Origin of the sequence: Streptomyces sp. NBC_01381, assembly GCF_026340305.1 — a bacterium.
Lineage (GTDB): Bacteria > Actinomycetota > Actinomycetes > Streptomycetales > Streptomycetaceae > Streptomyces.
On the sequence record NZ_JAPEPI010000001.1, the window covers coordinates 3,978,253 to 3,997,627 of the forward strand.

Sequence of the window (19,375 nt, forward strand, 5' to 3'; positions counted from 1 at the left end):
ATGGCCGAGTGGGCGATGGCAGAAGCGCCCTTGGTGGCGTTCGTGATCCGCGGCCGGCTTGATCTCGGGCGCCCGGCAGTGTCAGTGCGGTCTGGTAGGAATGCAGCTGTGAGCAGGGAGAACGGGTCGGGTGTGGGTGAGGGTGCCGAGAGTGGGGTGCCCGAGCCCGAGCAGCTTGCGTTGATTCGGGACAGTGTGCGCAAGGCCAAGGTGCCGCGGGCCAAGCCGCGGACGTGGCGGGGGGCCGCGGTGGCCAAGGAGTTGCCCGTGGCGCGGGTTCTTGTCGACAAAGGGGTGCTGCATCTCGATCGGTACTTCGACTATGCCGTGCCCGAGGAATTGGATGAGCAGGCGCAGCCCGGGGTGCGGGTTCGGGTGCGGTTCGGGGCCGGGGCGCGGAATGTGCGGGGCGGGCGGCGTGAGGGTGGGGGGTTGATCGACGGGTTTCTTGTGGAGCGGGTTGCCGAGTCGGATTACTCCGGGCCGTTGGCCGCCCTGGCGCAGGTCGTTTCGCCTGAGCCTGTGCTCGATGCGGAGCTGTTGGGGCTTGCCCGGGCTGTTGCCGATCGGTACGCGGGGAGCCTTGCGGATGTGCTGCAACTGGCCGTTCCGCCTCGGCATGCGCGGGCAGAGGCGCAGGAGATGGGGGAGGCGCCGGTGCCTCCCGCTGTTCCTGATGTGGGGAGTTGGCGGCGGTACGGGCATGGGGCGGAGTTCTTGGGGGCGCTTGCCTCCGGGGGTGCGCCGAGGGCCGTGTGGACCGCGCTGCCGGGGCCCGAGTGGGCCGAGGAGATCGCGCGGGCCGTACAGGCGACGCTCGCCTCGGGGCGGGGGGCGTTGGTCGTCGTGCCCGCCGGGCGGCCTGCTGCCCGGGTCGACGCGGCGCTGACCGCGTTGATGGGGCCGGGGCAGCATGCCGTGCTGACCGCCGATGCCGGGCAGGAGAAGCGGTATCGGGAGTGGCTCTCCGTGCGGCGGGGGGCCGTGCGGGCCGTTGTCGGGACGCGGGCCGCGATGTTCGCGCCGGTGCGGAATCTGGGGCTCGTTGTCGTGTGGGACGACGGGGATGCCAGTCACAGCGATGACAACGCGCCCTTCCCGCATGTGCGGGAAGTCCTTGAGCTGCGGGCGTCGCGGGACAAGTGCGGGTTCTTGTTGGGTAGTTGGAGTTGCACCGTTGAGGCGGCCCAGCTCGTCGAGAGCGGGTGGGCCGCGCCGCTCGTCGCCGATCGTGAGCAGGTGCGGGGGGCCGCGCCGCTCGTACGGACGGTGGGGGACGGGGATCTTGCTCGGGACGAGGCGGCGCGGGCCGCGCGGTTGCCGACTCTGGCGTGGAGTGTGGTGCGGGAGGGGCTGAAGCATGGGCCCGTGCTCGTGCAGGTGCCGCGGCGGGGGTATGTGCCCCGGCTCGCGTGCGAGCGGTGCCGGGAGCCCGCGCGGTGCCGGCGGTGTGCCGGGCCGCTGGAGGCGCAGGGCAGTGGGGCCGCGCTGCGGTGCGGCTGGTGCGGGGTGGAGGAGGCCGCTTGGCACTGCGGTTCCTGTGGTGGATTCCGGCTGCGGGCGCAGATTGTGGGGGCGCGACGTACGGCTGAGGAGCTGGGGCGGGCGTTTCCGGCCGTGCCGGTGCGGACTTCGGGGCGGGAGCAGGTGCTTGACACCGTGGCGGGGGCGCCCGCGCTGGTGGTGAGTACGCCGGGGGCGGAGCCTGTTGCCGAGGGTGGGTACGCGGCTGCGCTGCTGCTTGACGGGTGGGCCATGTTGGGGCGGCCTGATCTGCGGGCGGGGGAGGACGCGTTGCGGCGGTGGATCGGGGCGGCTTCCCTGGTGCGACCGCAGGGTGTCGGGGGGACCGTGGTGGTCGTCGCCGAGCCGACGCTGCGGCCTGTGCAGGCGTTGGTGCGGTGGGATCCCGTGGGGCATGCGGTGCGGGAGCTTGCGGAGCGGGCGGAGCTGGGGTTTCCGCCGGTGTCGCGGATGGCTGCGGTGTCGGGGGCTCCGGAGGTGCTTTCCGCGTTTCTCGCGGGGGTTGAACTTCCGGCGGATGCTGTTGTGTTGGGGCCTGTTCCGGTGCGTGATGCGGTGCCGGGGGGTGGGCGTCGGGCTGGGGGTGCGCCTGTTGGGGAGGCTTGGGAGCGGGTGTTGATTCGGGTGCCGCCGGGGAGTGGGGCCGCGCTTGCCGCTTCGTTGAAGGTGGCGCAGGCGGGGCGGATGGCCCGCGGGGCGGCGGAGCCTGTGCGGATTCGGGTGGACCCGTTGGATATCGGCTAGGCCTTGCTGTCCTCGCCGCGGTCGTCTCGCCTGCGGCGGGCCTCGCCTCCGGCGTTGGTGCGCGGTGTTGTGCCGGTGCTTGCCGCCTTGTTGTGTCGGGGCCCGGCGGCTGTGCGTTGTGCCCACCCGTTCCGCCGTGCGGAACGCCTGCCCACAACGCGGACGGCGGATTGTTGAGGGTGGGGGCGGTGTGCGGAGCGCCTGCCCGCAACGAGGGCGGCCGGTCGGCCTGGGCGTGTGGAACGCCTGCCCACAACGAGGGTGGCCGGTTGGCCGGGGTGTGCGGAATGGCTGGCCGCAACGGGGGACGGCCGGTCGGTCGGGCGTGGTGTGCGGGGCGGATGGGCGCAGCGAGAGCCGCCGGTCGCGTACGGGCGTCGTGCTAGGTGCGGCAGAGGGCCCGCATAGCGCTGCCCCCCGCCCTCGGAAGGGGGGAGGCAGCTAAGTGTCAGGTAAGGGCTAGCCGTTGCGGGGGCTGGGGAAGGCTGGGGGGCGGGGGTCTTCTCGGAGGGCGGAGCTGCCTGCCGTCGGCTGGGTCGGCATCGCGCGGGCCGCGGGGACCGAAGGCACGGAGGGGAGTTGCGCGCCGACCGGGACCGGTGGCCGGGCGGCGGTCGCGGTCGCGGCAGCAGCCGCGGTTGACGGTGCTGCCTCCGTAGCGCGCTCCGCCTCGGCCGCCGCCTGCGTCGTGGCCCTGCGAGCTCCGTAACGGCGGTGCACCGCCTGCTTGGTGACCCCGAGGGCCGAGCCCACCGCGTCCCACGAGAAGCCCAGCGAGCGGTCGAAGTCCACTGCCGCGGTGACCAGCGTCTCGACGCTGTCCCGCAGTTCCTGGGCGAGGCGGACGGTCGGGGCGGGGGCCCGCCCGTACACGACGAAACCCGCGGACGGGCTGGAGCGGCGCGGGCGGTAGACGTTGCCGAGCTGGGCGGTGAGGGTGCGCAGTGCGTCCACCTGCCGGCGGACCCGCTCGATGTCCCGCACCAGGAGGTGCAGGCTGGCCCGTGCCTGGGCGTCGTGGGTTGCGTGGTCGGCCATGAACAAGCCTCTCGAACCGGCGTTGAAAAGGATTCGGGCCGCATCCGCGGCCCACTGTGGTCAACTCTTTCTTGACCAACGCGCTAGCTCGTGTGGGGTCACGGTGCAGGGGCGTATGCGCATATGCACAGGGCGCGCGTCCATGCGTACGCCCCCGGGAGGGGAACGGCCACGGCCCGGGCGGGCGCCCCGAGGAGAGCGGCCAGGGAGCGCGGCTCATAGACTGGTGCGCTCCCGTCATGTTCCCGCCCGAGAGGCCGACAGCCACCGATGAAGCTCGTCTTCGCAGGCACCCCCGAAGTCGCCGTCCCCGCCCTGGACGCCCTGATCGCCTCCGGCCGGCACGAGGTGGCCGCCGTCGTCACGCGCCCCGACGCCCCGGCGGGCCGCGGCCGCAGGCTCGTCGCGAGCCCGGTCGCGCAGCGTGCGGAGGAGGCCGGCATCGAGGTCCTCAAGCCCGCGAAGCCGCGTGACGAGGAGTTTCTGGCGCGGTTGCGGGAGATCGGGCCCGACTGCTGCCCTGTCGTCGCGTATGGAGCCCTGCTGCCTCAGGTGGCCCTCGACGTGCCGGCGCGTGGCTGGGTCAATCTGCACTTCTCGCTGCTGCCCGCCTGGCGCGGCGCCGCGCCCGTTCAGCACGCCCTGATGGCGGGGGATGAAATCACGGGCGCCTCCACCTTCCTGATCGAGCGGGGGCTGGACTCCGGGCCGGTGTACGGGACCGTCACCGAGGTCGTCCGGCCCACCGACACCAGCGGTGACCTGCTCACCCGCCTCGCCTTCGCGGGCGCCGGGCTGCTCGCCGCCACCATGGACGGCATCGAGGACGGCTCCCTGAAGGCCGTGCCGCAGCCCGCTGACGGCATCACCCTCGCGCCGAAGATCACCGTCGAGGACGCCGAGGTGGACTGGGCGGCCCCGGCCCTGCGCGTCGACCGCGTGGTGCGCGGCTGCACGCCCGCGCCCGGCGCCTGGACCGTCTTCCGCGAGGAGCGGCTGAAGATCATCCAGGCCGCGCTCGCCCCGGACCGCACCGACCTGGCGCCCGGTGAGCTCTTCGCCGCCAAGAACAACGTGTACGTCGGCTCCGGTTCGCACGCCGTGGAGCTGCTCTGGGTCCAGCCGCAGGGCAAGAAGCCGATGCGCGGCGCGGACTGGGCGCGCGGGGTGCGGATCGCCCCGGGCGAGCGGGTCGGCGCCACCGACGTACGCTGAACGAATACGCCTCATCACCATCAGCGGAGCACCTTTGAACGACCAGCCAGGCCGGCCTCCCCGCAAGCAGGGGAAGCCCGGCAAGCCCCACCGCCGTCCCAAGAAGGACCCCGTCCGCTTCCTCGCCTTCGAGGCGCTGCGGGCCGTCGACGAACGCGATGCGTACGCGAATCTTGTCCTGCCGCCGCTGCTGCGCAAGGCACGGGACAAGGGTGACTTCGACGCGCGTGACGCTGCGCTCGCCACCGAGTTGGTCTACGGCACGCTGCGCAGGCAGGGAACGTACGACGCGATCGTGGCGGCCTGCATCGACCGGCCGCTGCGGGAGGTCGACCCGCCGGTCCTGGACGTGCTGAACATGGGGGTGCATCAGCTGCTCGGGACGCGTATCCCGACGCACGCCGCGGTCTCCGCCTCCGTCGAGCTCGCGCGCGTCGTCCTCGGCGACGGGCGGGCCAAGTTCGTCAACGCGGTCCTTCGCAAGGTCGCCGCCGACGATCTCGACGGGTGGCTGGAGAAGGTCGCGCCGCCCTACGACGAGGACGCCGAGGACCATCTCGCCGTCGTCCACTCGCACCCCCGCTGGGTCGTCTCGGCACTCTGGGACTCGCTGGGCGGCGGGCGCGCCGGGATCGAGGACCTGCTCGAGGCCGACAACGAACGGCCCGAGGTGACGCTCGTGGCCCGCCCCGGCCGCTCCACCGCCGACGAACTGCTCGACTCCGTCGGCGAGGAGTCCGCGCTGCCGGGCCGCTGGTCGCCGTATGCCGTGCGGCTCAGCGAGGGCGGCGAGCCCGGCGCGATCGGGGCCGTGCGCGAGGGGAACGCGGGCGTCCAGGACGAGGGCAGCCAGCTCGTCGCCATCGCACTCGCGAACGCCCCGCTGGAAGGGCGCGACGAGAAGTGGCTTGACGGCTGTGCCGGGCCCGGCGGCAAGGCCGCCATGCTCGCCGGTCTCGCCACGCAGCGCGGCGCGGCCCTGCTCGCCGCCGAGAAGCAGCCGCACCGGGCCCGCCTCGTCGCGCAGGCGCTGCGCGGCAACCCCGGCCCGTATCAGGTCATCACCGCCGACGGCACCCGGCCGCCGTGGCAGCCCGGCACCTTCGACCGGGTCCTGATGGACGTGCCCTGCACCGGACTCGGCGCCCTGCGCCGCCGCCCCGAGGCCCGTTGGCGGCGCCGCCCTGAGGACCTCGACGGCTTCGCGCCGCTGCAACGGGGGCTGCTGCGCACGGCGTTGGAGTCCGTGCGCGTCGGCGGCGTCGTCGGCTACGCGACCTGTTCACCGCATCTGGCGGAGACGCGTGCCGTCGTGGACGACGTACTGAAGCACCTTGAGGGTGCCGAGGGTGCCGAACTCATCGACGCGCGCCCGCTGTTGCCCGGCGTCCCGGCGCTGGGCGACGGACCCGACATCCAGCTGTGGCCGCATCTGCACGGCACGGACGCGATGTACCTAGCGCTGATCCGGCGCACCGCCTGAGCCTGCTTCCGCCGCCTGAGCAGGGGCCGCCGGGTCCTTGCTCAGGGGGTGCGGCCACCACACCTTCGGGCCCACGTCCAGGAACAACGCGGTGACCAGGACGGACCGCACGATGAAGGTGTCGAGCAGGACGCCGAGTGCGACCGCGAAGCCGATCTCGGCGAACGCCACCATTGGGAGCGTGCCGAGCGCGGCGAAGGTGCCCGCGAGGACGAGGCCCGCCGATGTGATCACCGCGCCGGTCGCGGCGAGGCCCGTCAGCACGCCCGCACGGGTGCCCTGGTGGCCCGCTTCCTCACGGATACGGGTCGACAGGAAGATGTTGTAGTCGATGCCGAGCGCCACCAGGAACACGAAGACGAAGAGTGGGAAGTCCGTCGACTCACCTGCGTAGTCGAAGATGTACCGGAAGGCGAGCGCGCTGAGGCCCAGCGCGGCGGAGAAGGACAGCACGACCGTCCCGATCAGCAGCAGTGGCGCGACAAGGGCCCGCAGCAGCACGCAGAGGATCATCAGGACGACCACCAGGACGAGCGGGATGACCAGCTTGTTGTCGTGGGTCGTTGCCTTGTCCATGTCCAGGAGGGCGGCCGTGCCGCCGCCCACCATCGCGTCCGCGTCGGGCACGGCGTGCACCGCGTCGCGGACCCGCTCCACGGTCTGCTTGGCGGCCTCGCTGTCGGCCGGGTCGGTCGGGGTCGCCTCGAACAGGACCCGGCCGTCGGCCTCCGCCTTCGACCCCGGTGGCACGCCGATGCTCGCCGGGTCGACGCCGGGTGTCGCTGCGACGGCGCGGCCCACCGCCTCGCCCTGGCCTGTGTTCGCCACGATCACCAGTGGGTCGCCGCTGCCCGCGGGGAAGTACTCGGCCTGCACCTCCTGGCCCACGATCGAGTCGGGCTTCTCCGTGAACGAGTCCGCGTTGCTGAGCCCCTCGGCCCGCAGCTGCGTCAGACCGAACGCCATCGCCGCCAGAGCCACCGCCGTGACCGTCCAGGTCAGCCGGGGCCGGTGGGCGATACGGACGCCCGTGCGGGCCCAGACGCCGTGCTCGGTGGGCTCGTCCGAGCCCACGTGCGGGATCAGCGGCCAGAACAGCCACCGGCCACAGACGACCAGGAGGGCGGGGAAGAGCGACAGCATCGCAAGGAGGGCGACCGCGACGCCGATGGCCGCGACGGGGCCGAGGCCCCGCGTCGAGTTCATGTCGGCGGTCAGCAGGACCAGCATGCTCAGGACGACCGTGGCGCCCGACGCGATGACCGCGGGCCCCGCCCGGTGCAGGGCGAGCTGCATCGCCTCATGCCGGTCCTCGTGGCGGCGCAGCTCCTCGCGGTACCGGGCGACCAGGAGCAGGGCATAGTCCGTCCCCGCGCCGAAGACGAGGACCGTGAGGATGCCGGCGCTCTGGCCGTTGACCGTCAGGCCGCCGTACTCCGCCAGGAGGTAGATCAGCGCCTGCGCCGCGAACAGCGAGACGATCACGGAGATCAGTGGCACCAGGAGCAGAATCGGACTGCGGTAGGTGACCAGCAGGATCACGATGACGACGGAGCCCGCCGCGAGCAGCAGCGTCGAGTCGATGCCCTCGAACGCCTCGGAGAAGTCCGCCGACGTACCGCCGGGCCCGGTGATGTGCACCGCGAGCCCGTCCGAACCCTCGCCCACGTCCTCGCGGATGGAGTCGACGGCGGGCCCGATCCGCTCCCAGCCCTTCTCGTCCATCGTGATGGGTACGAAGATCTGGGCCGCCTCGGCGCTGTTCGGGTCCTTGGTGTCGAAGACGGGGCCGCGGGTCTCCGCGCCGCGGATGCCGTGGTCGCTCAGCTGCTTGAGCTCGCTGACGTCCTTGGTGATCTGCGCGCGGTCCTGCGCGGTCAGGCCGCCCTCACGGGCGTACACGACGACCGCGGGAATCTGCTCCGGCCTGAAGTCCTCGGAGATTTCCAGGACTTGGGTGGACTCGGCGGAGCCGGGCAGCCAGGAAGAGGCCTGGTTGTCCTGGGCGTCCGTGAGCTTCTGGGCGAGGGGTGCCGCGACGACGATCACCACCAGCCAGAACAGCACCACAAGCCACTTGGTGCGCTTCCCGCACACCAGCCAGGCCACACCGCGGCCCGCCTGGCGCTGTCCTTCCGGCTGTACTCCTGGCTGCTTGTCCGTCCGCTCGTCCGGCATGGCTACCCCCGCTGCCCCACGTCGTGCCGGTGGACCGAACAGCATGGCACGCGGTCCATGGTCAAGAGGGCCTCTCCGCTCACGCTACGGACGGCGGTGAGCAACGGGCGCCGGGCATGGCAGGCTTGGGGCATGGCCGTGCAGATCAACCCCAGCATCCTGTCCGCGGATTTCGCCCGTCTTGCCGAGGAGGCAAAGGCGGTCGAAGGTGCCGACTGGCTCCATGTCGACGTCATGGACAACCACTTCGTCCCTAACCTCACCCTTGGGGTGCCGGTCGTAGAGTCCTTGGCCCGTGCGACGGATACGCCGCTGGACTGCCATCTGATGATCGAGGACCCCGATCGCTGGGCTCCCCAGTACGTCGAAGCGGGCGCCGGATCCGTCACCTTTCACGCGGAGGCGGCTGCCGCGCCCGTCCGCCTGGCCCGTGAGATCCGCGCCAAGGGGGCCCGCGCCTCCATGGCGCTGAAGCCCGCGACGCCCATCGAGCCGTACGAGGACTTGCTCCCCGAGCTCGACATGCTGCTCATCATGACGGTCGAGCCCGGATTCGGCGGTCAGGCGTTCCTCGACATCATGCTGCCGAAGATTCGCCGGACCCGCGAGTTGATCAGCAAGCACGGCCTCGAACTCTGGCTCCAGGTGGACGGCGGCGTCTCGGCGGCGACCATCGAGCGCTGCGCCGACGCGGGAGCCGACGTCTTCGTCGCCGGTTCCGCCGTCTACGGCGCGAAGGACCCGGCAGCGGCGGTACGTGCATTGCGCAGCCAAGCGGCCGACTCGACCGCGGCGGCCGCATGGGCATGCGGCCACTGAGCCACGGGAACGTGAACGCAGTCCTTCAGGGCTGATCAAGCACGCCGGATCTGCAAGGATGAACGGCGAACCCAGGTTGCGCTGCGGCAACGCGCTCGAAACCGCAGCAACACGCGTGAAGCCGCAGAAATGCGTGTGAATGTGTGAACGACAATTGAGTGAATGACAGTGAGGAGATCGTCGTGTCGACGGGCGGCCGGTCAGCCATGCGGATGGGACCCGCGGAGCTGGTGCAGGCGGCGGCCATGGCCCGCCGCTTCTATCTCGAGGGCAAGTCCAAGATCCAGATCGCGGAGGAGTTCGGCGTCAGCCGCTTCAAGGTGGCCCGGGTCCTGGAGACCGCGCTCGAGCGTGATCTCGTACGGATCGAGATCCGTGTGCCCGCGGAGCTGGACGCCGAGCGCTCGGACGCGCTGCGCGCCCGCTACGGCCTGCGGCACGCGGTCGTCGTGGAGTCGCCGGCTCCCACCGAGGAGATCGACGATTCCCCCGACCCCGAGAACCTCGGCGAGGTCGCGGCCGATCTGCTCGGCGAGCTGGTCACCGAGGGCGATGTGCTCGGCCTCGCGTGGGGCCGCTCGACCATCCACATGGCGGCCGCGCTCGATCAGCTGCCGCCGTGCACGGTCGTGCAGTTGACGGGTGTGTACGACGCCGGGACCGCCGAGCGCGGTTCGGTCGAGGCCGTGCGGCGGGCCGCGCAGGTCTCCGGCGGCGAGGCCCACCCGATCTATGCGCCGATGCTGCTTCCCGACCCGGCCACGGCCGCCGCGCTGCGGAACCAGACGGGGATCGCGCGGGCCTTTGAGTACTTCGACAAGGTCACCGTCGCCGCCGTCTCCATCGGCTCCTGGGAGCCCGGTATCTCGACGGTGCACGACATGCTGTCCGACGAGGAGCGTGCCCATTACGCCTCGCTGGGTGTGGCCGCGGAGATGTCCGCGCACCTTTTCGACGCCGAGGGGCGTCGGGTGGGGCGGGACCTGGGGGAGCGGTGCATCACTGTCGAAGCCGACCGGCTTCGGCGGATTCCTGAGGTTGTGGCGATTGCCGGGGGGCAGCGGAAGGCTGCTGCCATTGACGCGGTGCTGCGTTCGGGCCTCGTGACCAGCTTGGTCACGGATACCGCTGCCGCCGATCAGTTGTTGGTCATGGGGCCGACGCCGCATCCCGCGTTGGATCGGGCGGATCCGGACGGTAGTTGATTTCACTGCGGGGCGTGGGGGCTTGTCGCGCAGTTCCCCGCGCCCCTTACGGGGCGCTGCAGTGCAGGGACGGCTATGACAGCATCTGCCCATGGCGTCCCGGTTTGTTCCCCGCGTTCTGGCGGCGCTGCTTGTCGGTCTCGTCGTTCTCGTCAGCGGATGCTCATCGGGCAGCGGCATGGACACCGTCCATGTCGATCGCCTGCCCCCTGAAGCCCGGCGGACCTTGCGGCTCATCGATGACGGTGGGCCGTTTCCGTATGCCAAGGACGGGGCTGTTTTCGGCAACTTCGAGGGCGAGTTGCCGAAGCAGCGGCGCGGCTACTACCACGAGTACACCGTGCCCACCCCCGGCGAACGCGACCGCGGCGCACGGCGGATCGTCACCGGAAGCGGCGACGAGGTCTACTACACCGACGACCACTACGCGTCCTTCAAGGCGGTACTGAGATGACGTCCGAACCCCTCGTGCCCCTGCTCGACGCCGCGCGCGGTGCCGGTCTGAGCACCGTCTCGCTCGATCTGAGCGGTGTGAGCGACAAGCGCGGCTTCATGGACCGCTGCGCCCGCGCGCTCGATCTGCCCGACTGGTTCGGCCACAACTGGGACGCGCTCGCCGACTGCCTCAGCGACCTGCCCCGGGTGCCGTCCACGCCCGGCCTCCTGCTGGTCGTCTCCGGCTGGCAGGCGTACGCGGAGGCCGCGCCCCAGGAGTGGATCGTCGCCCAGGAGGTGTTCACCGACGCGGTGGCGTACGCGCGTGAGCGGAGCACCGGCCTGGAGATCATTCTCGCGTTCGGGCCCGCGGCCGCCACGGAGCGTGGCGGGGCGTGAGCCGAGTGTTCCGCTTGTGGGGGCCGCTTGGACGATCCGACCAGGGGCCCCGTGACCTGCCTGGGTGATCATCCCAGGCGGTTCGACCCCCGCGGCATGGGACACTGAAGTACGTGCTTTTCCCCCGGCTAACTGTCCGGGGGCCACCTCTGATCGACTGGGATGAGCAGCACGTGCGCTTCCTCAATGACATCCAGCCTGCGTACGACCTGACGTACGACGACGTCTTCATGGTGCCGAGGCGCTCCGCCGTCGGCTCGCGTCAGGGCGTAGACCTTTCGTCGCCGGACGGCACCGGCACCACGATCCCGCTGGTCGTCGCCAACATGACCGCGATCGCCGGCCGCCGCATGGCCGAGACCGTCGCCCGCCGCGGTGGTCTCGTCGTGATCCCGCAGGACATTCCGATCGAGGTCGTCACCGACGTCATCGCCTGGGTCAAGACGCGCCACCACGTCCTGGACACCCCGATCGTGCTGGCCCCCCACCAGACCGTCGCGGACGCGCTGGCACTGCTGCCCAAGCGCGCGCACAACGCCGGTGTCGTCGTGGACGAGGACCAGAAGCCGGTCGGCGTCGTCACCGACACGGACCTGAACGGCGTGGACCGCTTCACCCAGCTCTCCGAGGTCATGTCCAGGGACCTCGTGCTGCTCGACGCGGACATCGACCCGCGCGACGCCTTCAACAAGCTGGACCACGCGAACCGCCGCTACGCGCCCGCCGTGGACAAGGACGGCCGCCTGGCCGGCATCCTGACCCGCACCGGCGCCCTGCGCGCGACCCTCTACTCGCCCGCCCTCGACGCCGACGGCAAGCTGCGCATCGCCGCCGCCGTCGGCATCAACGGCGACGTCGCGGCCAAGGCCAAGCAGCTCCTCGACGCGGGCGCCGACACGATCGTCGTCGACACCGCGCACGGCCACCAGGAATCGATGATCGCCGCGGTCAAGGCCGTGCGCGGACTCGACCCGCAGGTGCCGATCGTCGCGGGCAACATCGTCGCCGCCGAGGGCGTCCGGGATCTCATCGAGGCCGGTGCCGACATCATCAAGGTGGGTGTCGGTCCCGGCGCCATGTGCACCACGCGCATGATGACCGGCGTCGGCCGGCCGCAGTTCTCCGCGGTGCTCGAATGCGCCGCCGAGGCCAAGAAGTTCGGCAAGCACGTGTGGGCCGACGGCGGTGTCCGGCACCCGCGTGACGTCGCGATGGCGCTGGCCGCCGGTGCGGCGAACGTCATGATCGGTTCGTGGTTCGCGGGTACGTACGAGTCCCCGGGCGACCTGCAGCAGGATGCCAACGGCCGCCTCTACAAGGAGTCGTTCGGCATGGCCTCGGCGCGTGCGGTGAAGAACCGCACCAGCGAGGAGTCGGCGTACGACCGTGCCCGCAAGGCGCTCTTCGAGGAGGGCATCTCGACCTCCCGGATGTTCCTCGACCCGGAGCGTCCCGGTGTCGAGGATCTGATCGACTCGATCATCGCCGGTGTTCGTTCCTCTTGCACGTACGCCGGCGCCGGCTCGCTCGAGGAGTTTGCGGAGCGGGCGACCGTGGGTGTGCAGAGCGCTGCGGGTTACGCGGAGGGCAAGCCTCTGCACGCCAGCTGGAGCTAGGCGCTCCGCGGGGAGCTGTGCGATTCGACTGCGGTTGCGTCGTGGCTTGTCGCGCAGTTCCCCGCGCCCCTTTGGGGCGCTAGCCCCGGAGTGCGGTCCTGTACGCCTCTATCGGCGGGCGGGGTGCCCTGCCCAGCAGGGATCGCAGTGCCCCGCGGTCCTCGACCCCCGTGCCGTCCAGGAAACCCCCTGCTATCGCCGAGTACGTGCTCAGGAGCATCGGTACCTGGAAGGGCAGTGCCTGGCCGGCCGCGGTGATCGCCTCGCGGGTCGCGGTGAGGGTGCCGGGTTCGTACGAGCCGTTGAGTGCCGCGGCCAACTCCTCGCCGCCCAGGGGCTGTTCGCCGACGAGTTCGTAGGTGCGGCCCGCGTGCGGGGACGGATCCGTCGCCACCCGTACCGCGGCCTCGGCCAGGTCGTCGCGGGCCACGGCTGCGAGTCGGCCATCGCCCAGGGGCGCGGCGATGGTGCCGTCGGGGCCCGGTGCCGCGATGGCGGCAAGGAACTCCGCGTACAGGCCGTTGCGCAGCACCGTCCAGTCGAGCGAGGAGCGGCGCAGTCTGCGTTCGGTCCAGCGGTGCGCGAGCGCGTACGTCAGATGGTCGCCGTCGCCGCTGAGGCTGGTGTAGACGAGGTGCCGGACGCCCGCCTTCTCCGCGGCCGAGATCGCGGCCTCGTGGCGGGCGACGACCACGTCGTCCTCGGCGGCCCCGGCGGAGATGACCAGGAGCGTGTCCACTCCGCCGAAGTCCAGGGACGCCGCATCGTCGAAGTCGACGCGGCGGCCGCCGGGAGCGGGGTGGCGGCTGCCGATGACGACGTCGTCGCGGCCCGCGAGGCGGGTGGTGACGAGCTTGCCGAGGGCGCCCGTGGCGCCGGTGATCATGAGCATGGGAAGGTTCCCCCGTGGTGAGTGGTTGTGCCTGTGACCATGGTGATCGGCGGCGCGCTGCCGCATAAGGAGGCACTTTCATGTCAGCAGGGCACACCGCGGTAACCACCCCGCCGGCTCGTGAGGCGGTCGTCGAGCCGGTGATCAGCTGTGAGACCCCGCAGGACGAGTGCGGGGTGCGGGATGTCCTGGACCGGCTCGGCGACAAGTGGTCCGTGTACGTGGTGGTCGAACTCGCCTCGGGCGTCCTGCGGTTCAAGGAGCTGCAGCGCCGGATCCACGGCGGCATCTCGCAGCGGATGCTCACCCTGACCGTGCGCCGTCTGGAGCGCGACGGGCTGGTCAAGCGCACGGTCTACCCGACGATTCCGCCGCAGGTCGAGTATGAGCTGACCGAGATGGGCCACAGCCTCACCCACCTCGTCAAGGCACTCGCCGACTGGTCCATCGACCACCGTCCGGCGATCGCCGCCGCCCGCGAGTCCTACGACGCGGTCCAGGGCTGACCGCGGCGCAGGGCCGCCGCCACCGCGTCCGCGAGCAGGCCGTGGCCCGCGTCCCCCGGATGTACGCCGTCCACCAGATGCCGGGATTCCAGGAGACCGCCGCCGGGGAGCAGTGCGGCCCCCGCGTCCCCGGCCGCCCGTTCCACCGCGGAGCGCAGCTCGCCGAGCGTGGCGCCCAGGGCGTTCGGCACCGACTCGGCGTCCGGGCGCAGCACGGGGGAGAGGACGAGGAGGGGAACCCCCGGGTGCCCCTGGCGCACCAGGGTCAGGAACGCCCGTGTCGTCTCGTGGAGCAGCGCCGCCGAATGCGGCGTACGGGCCCAGCAGTTCGTGCCGAACGCGACGGTGATGAAGTCGGCCTGCAGGGAGGCGAGTTGCTGCGCGCTCGCGATTTCGCCGCGCGCCGCTCCCGCGTACCCGAGGTTCACCGTGTCCAGGCCGAGCGCCCGTCCGGCGAGCGCGGGCCATGCCAGATGGGGGCGCGACGCCGACCAGCCCTCCGCGATGGAGTCGCCGTAGACGAGCCAGCGCGGTCGCCGTGCGGCGGGCTCGATCGTGCCACCGCCGACGGGGCGCAGGTTGGTGAGGGTGGGGCGCAGCGTCTCCGGCAGATGGAGGGTGAAGTCCCCATCCGGGTAAGGGAGTTCAATCCGCGCCACGTGCGAGCCCGGTGCCGCGGGGGTGTCGAAGGCGGTCTGTGCGCTGACGCCCGGCGGCGTGGGCGTGCCTGGGGCTTGCGCGGGTGCGTCCTGCTGTGAAGGTATGCCGACGGCTTCCGTGCTGCCGCTGCCCCATCGCGCGGGGACGGGGATGCCCGCCTCCTCGCCGGAGTCCGCGAGCAGCGTGAAGACGGGCGGCGCGTTGCGGTACGAGTCCGTATCCGAGGGAGGCGAGGCGGCGTACGCCACCTCCACCGCCCGCACCCCGCGCGCACTGAACTCAAGCCGCACTCCGGCCGGCAGGCCGGCCCGCTCCCAGGTGTCGCCGGGCAGCCGTTCCCGGTCGGCGGGGTCGGCGCGCAGCGGACGGCCGTCCGGTGACCACCATGCGGCGCCCCGTGTGAACTCCCTTATGGCGCACCGCCGGTGGGTACTGCGGCGGGGAGGTTCGCCCGTTCCTGGGTGTCGCCGGGCAGTCGGTCGCGGTCGGTCGGGTCGGCGGGCTGCACGCGGCCGTCCGGTGCCCGCCATGCCACGCCTCGCGTGAACTCCCTCACTGCGCACCGCCGGTGGGTACCTCGGCCGGAAGGCCCGCCCGCTCCCCGGTGTCGCCGGGCAGTCGTTCCCGGTCGGCGGGGTCGGCGCGCAGTGCACAGCCGTGCGGTGACCACCATGCGGCGCCTCGCGTGAACTCCCTCACTGCGCACTGCCGATGGGCACCCCGGCCGCAAGGCCCGCCCGGCAGCCGGTCCCGGTCCGTCGGGTCGGCGCGCCGCACGCGGCCGTCCGGTGACCACCATGCCGCGTCCCGTGTGAACTCCCTCACCCGTGCACCGCCCGCGCTGAACTCAAGCCGCACCCCGTCCGGGAGGCCCGCCCGCTCCCAGGTGTCGGCGGGATCGGTGCGCACCGGGCGGCCATCACGTGCCCACCACGCCATGCCCCGCACGAACTCCCTCACCGCGCGCCCCCGATCGTCGGGTAGGGGAACTTCACGCCGACCCCGCCGTCCACGACGAGCGTCTGCCCGGTGACGTACGACGAGAGCGGCGAGGCGAAGAAGAGCAGGGCGGACGCGATGTCCGAGGTTTCGGCGACGCGGTTCAGCGGCGCGTTGCGGGCGTTGTGCTCGCGGCCCTCTTCGCCGATCAGGGCCGCCACCCGTGGGGTCCACACGACGCCGGGCGCCACCGCGTTGACCCGCACCCCGCACGGGCCGTACTCCACCGCCGCCGAGCGGACCAGCGAGACAAGGCCCGCCTTGGCCGCGCCGTACGCCGCGTGCAGGGGCGCCCCCGTGAGGCCCGACACCGATGCCACGAAGACCAGCGGGCCGCCGCCCGCTTCGGCGAGCGCCTCGCCGCCGTACTGGACGGCCAGCCAGGCGTGCCGCAGGACCATCGAGAAGTGCCAGTCCCAGGACTCGTCGTCCAGCTCCGCCAGGGGTGTGTAGCGGGCCATGCCGACGATGTCGATGACGCCGCCGACCGGGCCCAACTCCCTTTGGGCGTACGCGAAAAGGTCCCTCACCTCCTCGCGGTGCGTCACGTCCGCGACGTACGCGGCGGAGTCCGTCTCGGCGGCGACCGCCTCCGCTCGGTCCTTGTCGACGTCCACGCAGAGCAGCCGTGCCCCCGCCGCCGTGAGGGCGTGCGCGGTCTGGCGGCCGATGCCGTTGCCCGCGCCGAGCAGGACGAAGACGCGGCCGTCCAGGCGGTGCAGGGAGGCGTAGTCGGGGACGGGGGAGGTGTCGGGCGCCGTCATCGGGCCGCCTTGCGGGGTCGGTACGACGCCAGTTCCGGGATGACTTCCTTGCCCAGGATCTCGATCGTGCGCAGGATCTCCTGATGCTCCAGATAGCCCCACTGGACGTAACAGATGAGCTGGTCGATGCCGAGGTCGGCGTAGTGCTTGGCCTTGCGGACGATGGTTTCCGCGTCGCCGATGAGGATCATGTCGCCGTCGTTGAACTCCTGGACGGGGACGCTGCCTTCGATGATCGGGGTGAGGAGCGGGAAGGTCCGCTCGCGCTCCTCCGTGTTCAAGTGCGGCAGTTCCCAGTCGAGCGTGAACTGGGCGAGATTGCGGTACCACCAGGCGACCGAGTCCCAGACCCGCTGCGAGGGACGGTCCGTCGCGTGCACGAGGGTGTACGCGCTGACGCGGTTCGTCGTGACGTCCGTGATCGGTGCCGGCGTGCGCGCCGCCTCGCGGTAGGCCCTCACCTGCCGGGCCATTGCTTCGAGCGGCTGCATGATCGAGAAGGAGAGAAGGCCGAGGCCCGCGGCGCCCGCCACCTCCGCCGAGCCGGGGGACGTGGCCGCCATCCAGCACGGTGGGTGCGGGTCCTGGACCGGCTTCGGGGTCACCATCCGGCGGGGGAAGGTGAAGCGCTCCGACTCGTACGCGAAGTACTCCTCGCGCCACATGCCCGTCACGATCTCGATCGCCTCGCGCCAGTCGGAGCGCGACTGCTCCCTGTCGACGCCGAAAGCCGTCTGCTCCATGGGAGTTGAGCGGCCGGTGCCCCACTCCACACGGCCGTCCGAGAGCACGTCCACCGCCGCGACCTTCTCCGCGATCCGCTGCGGCGGAGTGAAGCCGAAGGGGGTGAGCGTCACGCCGAAACCGAGGCGGATGCGTTCGGTCAGTGCCGCGAGGTGGCCGAGCAGGACCTCCGGCGCGGGGCAGTGCGAGCGGCCCTCGCGGAAGTGGTGCTCGACGGCCCACACCGTGCGGAAGCCCACCCGGTCCGCGAGCCGGATCTGCTCCACGGCCTCGCGGTAGGCGCGCTGTTCGGCGGTGCGCTGGCCGTGCGGATGGGGTCCGTTCCAGGGCTTCGGTACGTCGATCTCGTACAGCACATCGAGGTCCATGGCCTGCTGCCTCCCTCTCGACCGGGGTGCACGATGGGGGAGATCTGACGAAGTGTCAACCACTTCCCCTGAGCCCCGGAACGCAACGGACGAAACGGACCGCGCAACGAAGACCCGCAGGAATCGGAAGTACGCAACGATCATCCGCTGCTGCGCAAGGTTGCTGCATTACGTGAGTGAAGCCTGACTCATAGAGTCATCCGCTGTACGTGGTGTGGCGGGGACCGCCTGCTCGGCGGTCCCCATCCATACGTGGGGTGCTGCCGCCGGTCCCGCCGCCCTGACCGGCAGCGATGAAGGAGCCATGCGTGCTCGACCAAGGCGCACCCCCGCAGAACCGCCCAAGCCCCCCGGGAGCCGCCGGGCTTGGCAGCCGTCTCATGCGGCGCAAGCCGGTGGAAGCCCTGGTCGCGGAGGGCGGCCAGGGTGATGGCGGCTCGCTGCGGCGCTCCCTCGGCATGTGGCAGCTGACCATGATCAGCATCGGTGCCACGCTCGGCACCGGCATCTTCGTCGTCCTCGGCGAGAGCGTCCCCAAGGCCGGACCCGCCATCACCATCTCCTTCGTGATCGCCGGCCTCACCGCCCTCTTCTCGGCCCTCTCGTACGCCGAGCTGGCCGGCTCCATACCGGTCGCCGGCTCCTCCTACTCGTACGCGTACGCAACGATGGGCGAACTCATCGCCTGGGTCTGCGGCTGGTGCCTGGTCCTGGAGTACGGCGTGTCCGTGGCGGCCGTGGCCGTCGGCTGGGGCGAGTACCTCAACGAGCTGCTCGACGGCACCATCGGTGTCACCATCCCCGACGCGCTCTCCGCGGCGCCCGGCGAGGTCGACGGCGCGATCATCAACCTGCCCGGCCTGATCGTCGTGCTGCTCGCCATGGTGTTCCTGCTGGGCGGCGCCAAGGAGTCGGCGCTGGCCAACACGATCATGGTCATCGTGAAGATCGCCGCGCTCGTGCTCTTCTGCACCATCGGCTTCATGGGCTTCAAGTCCGGTAACTACTCCGACTTCATGCCGCTCGGCACGGCCGGGGTCAGCGCCGCCGCCGCGAGCCTCTTCTTCTCGTACATCGGCTTCGACGCCGCATCCACCGCCGGTGAGGAGGCGAAGAACCCGCAGCGTGACCTGCCCCGCGCGATCATGCTCTCGCTGATCATCGTCACCGCGCTCTACGTCCTGGTCGCCGCCGTCGCCGTCGGCGCCTGGAACTGGAAGGACTTCGAGGGTTCCGAGGCCACGCTCGCCGCGATCATGAACGACGTCACCGGGCAGAGCATGTGGGGCACGATCCTCGCCGCCGGCGCGGTCATCTCCATCGCGTCCGTCGTCCTGACCGTCCTCTACGGCCAGACCCGCGTCCTGTTCGCCATGTCCCGCGACGGCCTGGTCCCCAAGGTGTTCGGCAAGGTCAGCAAGAAGACGGGCACGCCCCGCGTGAACACCGTCATCGTGTCGCTGTTCTGCGCCGCCCTCGCCTCGGTGATCCCGCTCGGCAAGCTCGTCGACGCCACCAGCATCGGTACGCTCTTCGCCTTCGGCCTGGTCAACATCGCCGTGATCGTGCTGCGCCGGACCCGCCCGGACATGCCGCGCACCTTCCGCGTGCCGCTGGGCTGGCTCTTCCCGGTCCTCGGCTTCGGCTTCTGCGCGTACAACATGTTCAGCCTCGACTCCATCACCTGGACGGTCTTCGGTGTCTGGATGGCCGTCGGCCTCGTGTTCTACTTCCTGTACGGCATGAGCCGCTCCCGATTGGCCACAGCAGAGAAGTGATCCACCCC

Annotated in this window: 18 protein-coding genes; 10 read left to right on the forward strand and 8 right to left on the reverse strand. The window is 71.4% G+C overall.

What is annotated here, in order from left to right; all coding sequences use genetic code 11:
• The first annotated feature begins 108 nt into the window (after positions 1-108).
• Positions 109-2,268 carry a primosomal protein N' gene (locus tag OG453_RS18580; RefSeq protein ID WP_266869029.1) on the forward strand — a complete coding sequence of 720 codons (2,160 nt, stop codon included), beginning with the start codon at positions 109-111 and terminating at the stop codon, positions 2,266-2,268.
• 459 nt (positions 2,269-2,727) lie between these two features.
• On the opposite strand, the gene OG453_RS18585 is transcribed toward OG453_RS18580, so the two are convergent.
• The gene (locus tag OG453_RS18585) at positions 2,728-3,306 is read right to left on the reverse strand and encodes a hypothetical protein (protein WP_266869030.1); all 579 of its coding nucleotides are present in this window, start codon (positions 3,304-3,306) and stop codon (positions 2,728-2,730) included.
• A gap of 270 nt (positions 3,307-3,576) precedes the next feature.
• On the opposite strand from OG453_RS18585, the gene fmt reads away from it, so the two are divergent.
• Positions 3,577-4,521: a methionyl-tRNA formyltransferase gene (gene fmt / locus OG453_RS18590; RefSeq protein WP_266869031.1), complete on the forward strand. Its 945-nt coding sequence runs from the start codon at positions 3,577-3,579 to the stop codon at positions 4,519-4,521.
• A gap of 34 nt (positions 4,522-4,555) precedes the next feature.
• A complete protein-coding gene (locus tag OG453_RS18595) occupies positions 4,556-6,004 on the forward strand; it encodes an RsmB/NOP family class I SAM-dependent RNA methyltransferase (RefSeq protein ID WP_266869032.1) in 1,449 nt (482 codons plus the stop codon).
• Here the strand turns inward: OG453_RS18595 and OG453_RS18600 are convergent.
• Positions 5,978-8,182 carry an MMPL family transporter gene (locus OG453_RS18600; protein ID WP_266869034.1) on the reverse strand — a complete coding sequence of 735 codons (2,205 nt, stop codon included), beginning with the start codon at positions 8,180-8,182 and terminating at the stop codon, positions 5,978-5,980. The genes OG453_RS18595 and OG453_RS18600 overlap by 27 nt on opposite strands.
• Positions 8,183-8,314: 132 nt before the next feature.
• On the opposite strand from OG453_RS18600, the gene rpe reads away from it, so the two are divergent.
• The 5 genes from rpe (at position 8,315) to OG453_RS18625 (ending at position 12,656) form a co-directional block, all read left to right on the forward strand.
• Positions 8,315-9,001, forward strand: coding sequence for a ribulose-phosphate 3-epimerase (gene rpe / locus OG453_RS18605; protein WP_266869035.1), 687 nt, complete (start codon positions 8,315-8,317; stop codon positions 8,999-9,001).
• A gap of 158 nt (positions 9,002-9,159) precedes the next feature.
• Entirely contained in the window at positions 9,160-10,206 is a 1,047-nt protein-coding gene (locus OG453_RS18610; protein ID WP_135329993.1) for a sugar-binding transcriptional regulator, read from the forward strand.
• Between the two features lie 91 nt (positions 10,207-10,297).
• Positions 10,298-10,660, forward strand: coding sequence for a ribonuclease domain-containing protein (locus OG453_RS18615; RefSeq protein ID WP_266869036.1), 363 nt, complete (start codon positions 10,298-10,300; stop codon positions 10,658-10,660).
• Positions 10,657-11,040, forward strand: a complete 384-nt coding sequence (locus tag OG453_RS18620; protein WP_266869037.1) for a barstar family protein — start codon at positions 10,657-10,659, stop codon at positions 11,038-11,040. Before OG453_RS18615 ends, OG453_RS18620 begins: the two co-directional genes overlap by 4 nt.
• Before the next feature lie 173 nt (positions 11,041-11,213).
• Positions 11,214-12,656: a GuaB1 family IMP dehydrogenase-related protein gene (locus tag OG453_RS18625; protein ID WP_266869039.1), complete on the forward strand. Its 1,443-nt coding sequence runs from the start codon at positions 11,214-11,216 to the stop codon at positions 12,654-12,656.
• Positions 12,657-12,735: 79 nt separating this feature from the next.
• Here the strand turns inward: OG453_RS18625 and OG453_RS18630 are convergent, their stop codons facing one another.
• The gene (locus OG453_RS18630) at positions 12,736-13,548 is read right to left on the reverse strand and encodes an NAD(P)H-binding protein (RefSeq protein WP_266869040.1); all 813 of its coding nucleotides are present in this window, start codon (positions 13,546-13,548) and stop codon (positions 12,736-12,738) included.
• A gap of 80 nt (positions 13,549-13,628) precedes the next feature.
• On the opposite strand from OG453_RS18630, the gene OG453_RS18635 reads away from it, so the two are divergent.
• Positions 13,629-14,054 carry a helix-turn-helix domain-containing protein gene (locus OG453_RS18635; RefSeq protein ID WP_266869041.1) on the forward strand — a complete coding sequence of 142 codons (426 nt, stop codon included), beginning with the start codon at positions 13,629-13,631 and terminating at the stop codon, positions 14,052-14,054.
• Here the strand turns inward: OG453_RS18635 and OG453_RS18640 are convergent.
• The 5 genes from OG453_RS18640 to OG453_RS18660 are packed head-to-tail and all read right to left on the reverse strand — an operon-like array spanning position 14,033 to position 17,589.
• On the reverse strand, positions 14,033-15,127 hold the full coding sequence (locus OG453_RS18640) for a GDSL-type esterase/lipase family protein (protein ID WP_266869921.1): 1,095 nt from the start codon (positions 15,125-15,127) through the stop codon (positions 14,033-14,035). The two genes, OG453_RS18635 and OG453_RS18640, sit on opposite strands and share 22 nt — an antisense overlap.
• Positions 15,124-15,249: a hypothetical protein gene (locus OG453_RS18645; protein ID WP_266869968.1), complete on the reverse strand. Its 126-nt coding sequence runs from the start codon at positions 15,247-15,249 to the stop codon at positions 15,124-15,126. The genes OG453_RS18640 and OG453_RS18645 overlap by 4 nt, the downstream gene beginning before the upstream one ends.
• 17 nt (positions 15,250-15,266) lie before the next feature.
• Positions 15,267-15,653 carry a hypothetical protein gene (locus OG453_RS18650; protein ID WP_266869042.1) on the reverse strand — a complete coding sequence of 129 codons (387 nt, stop codon included), beginning with the start codon at positions 15,651-15,653 and terminating at the stop codon, positions 15,267-15,269.
• A gap of 17 nt (positions 15,654-15,670) precedes the next feature.
• A complete protein-coding gene (locus tag OG453_RS18655; protein ID WP_266869043.1) occupies positions 15,671-16,477 on the reverse strand; it encodes an SDR family NAD(P)-dependent oxidoreductase in 807 nt (268 codons plus the stop codon).
• Positions 16,474-17,589, reverse strand: coding sequence for an LLM class flavin-dependent oxidoreductase (locus OG453_RS18660; RefSeq protein ID WP_266869044.1), 1,116 nt, complete (start codon positions 17,587-17,589; stop codon positions 16,474-16,476). Before OG453_RS18660 ends, OG453_RS18655 begins: the two co-directional genes overlap by 4 nt.
• Before the next feature lie 308 nt (positions 17,590-17,897).
• On the opposite strand from OG453_RS18660, the gene OG453_RS18665 reads away from it, so the two are divergent.
• Positions 17,898-19,367, forward strand: a complete 1,470-nt coding sequence (locus OG453_RS18665; RefSeq protein ID WP_266869045.1) for an amino acid permease — start codon at positions 17,898-17,900, stop codon at positions 19,365-19,367.
• The last annotated feature ends 8 nt before the right edge of the window (positions 19,368-19,375 follow it).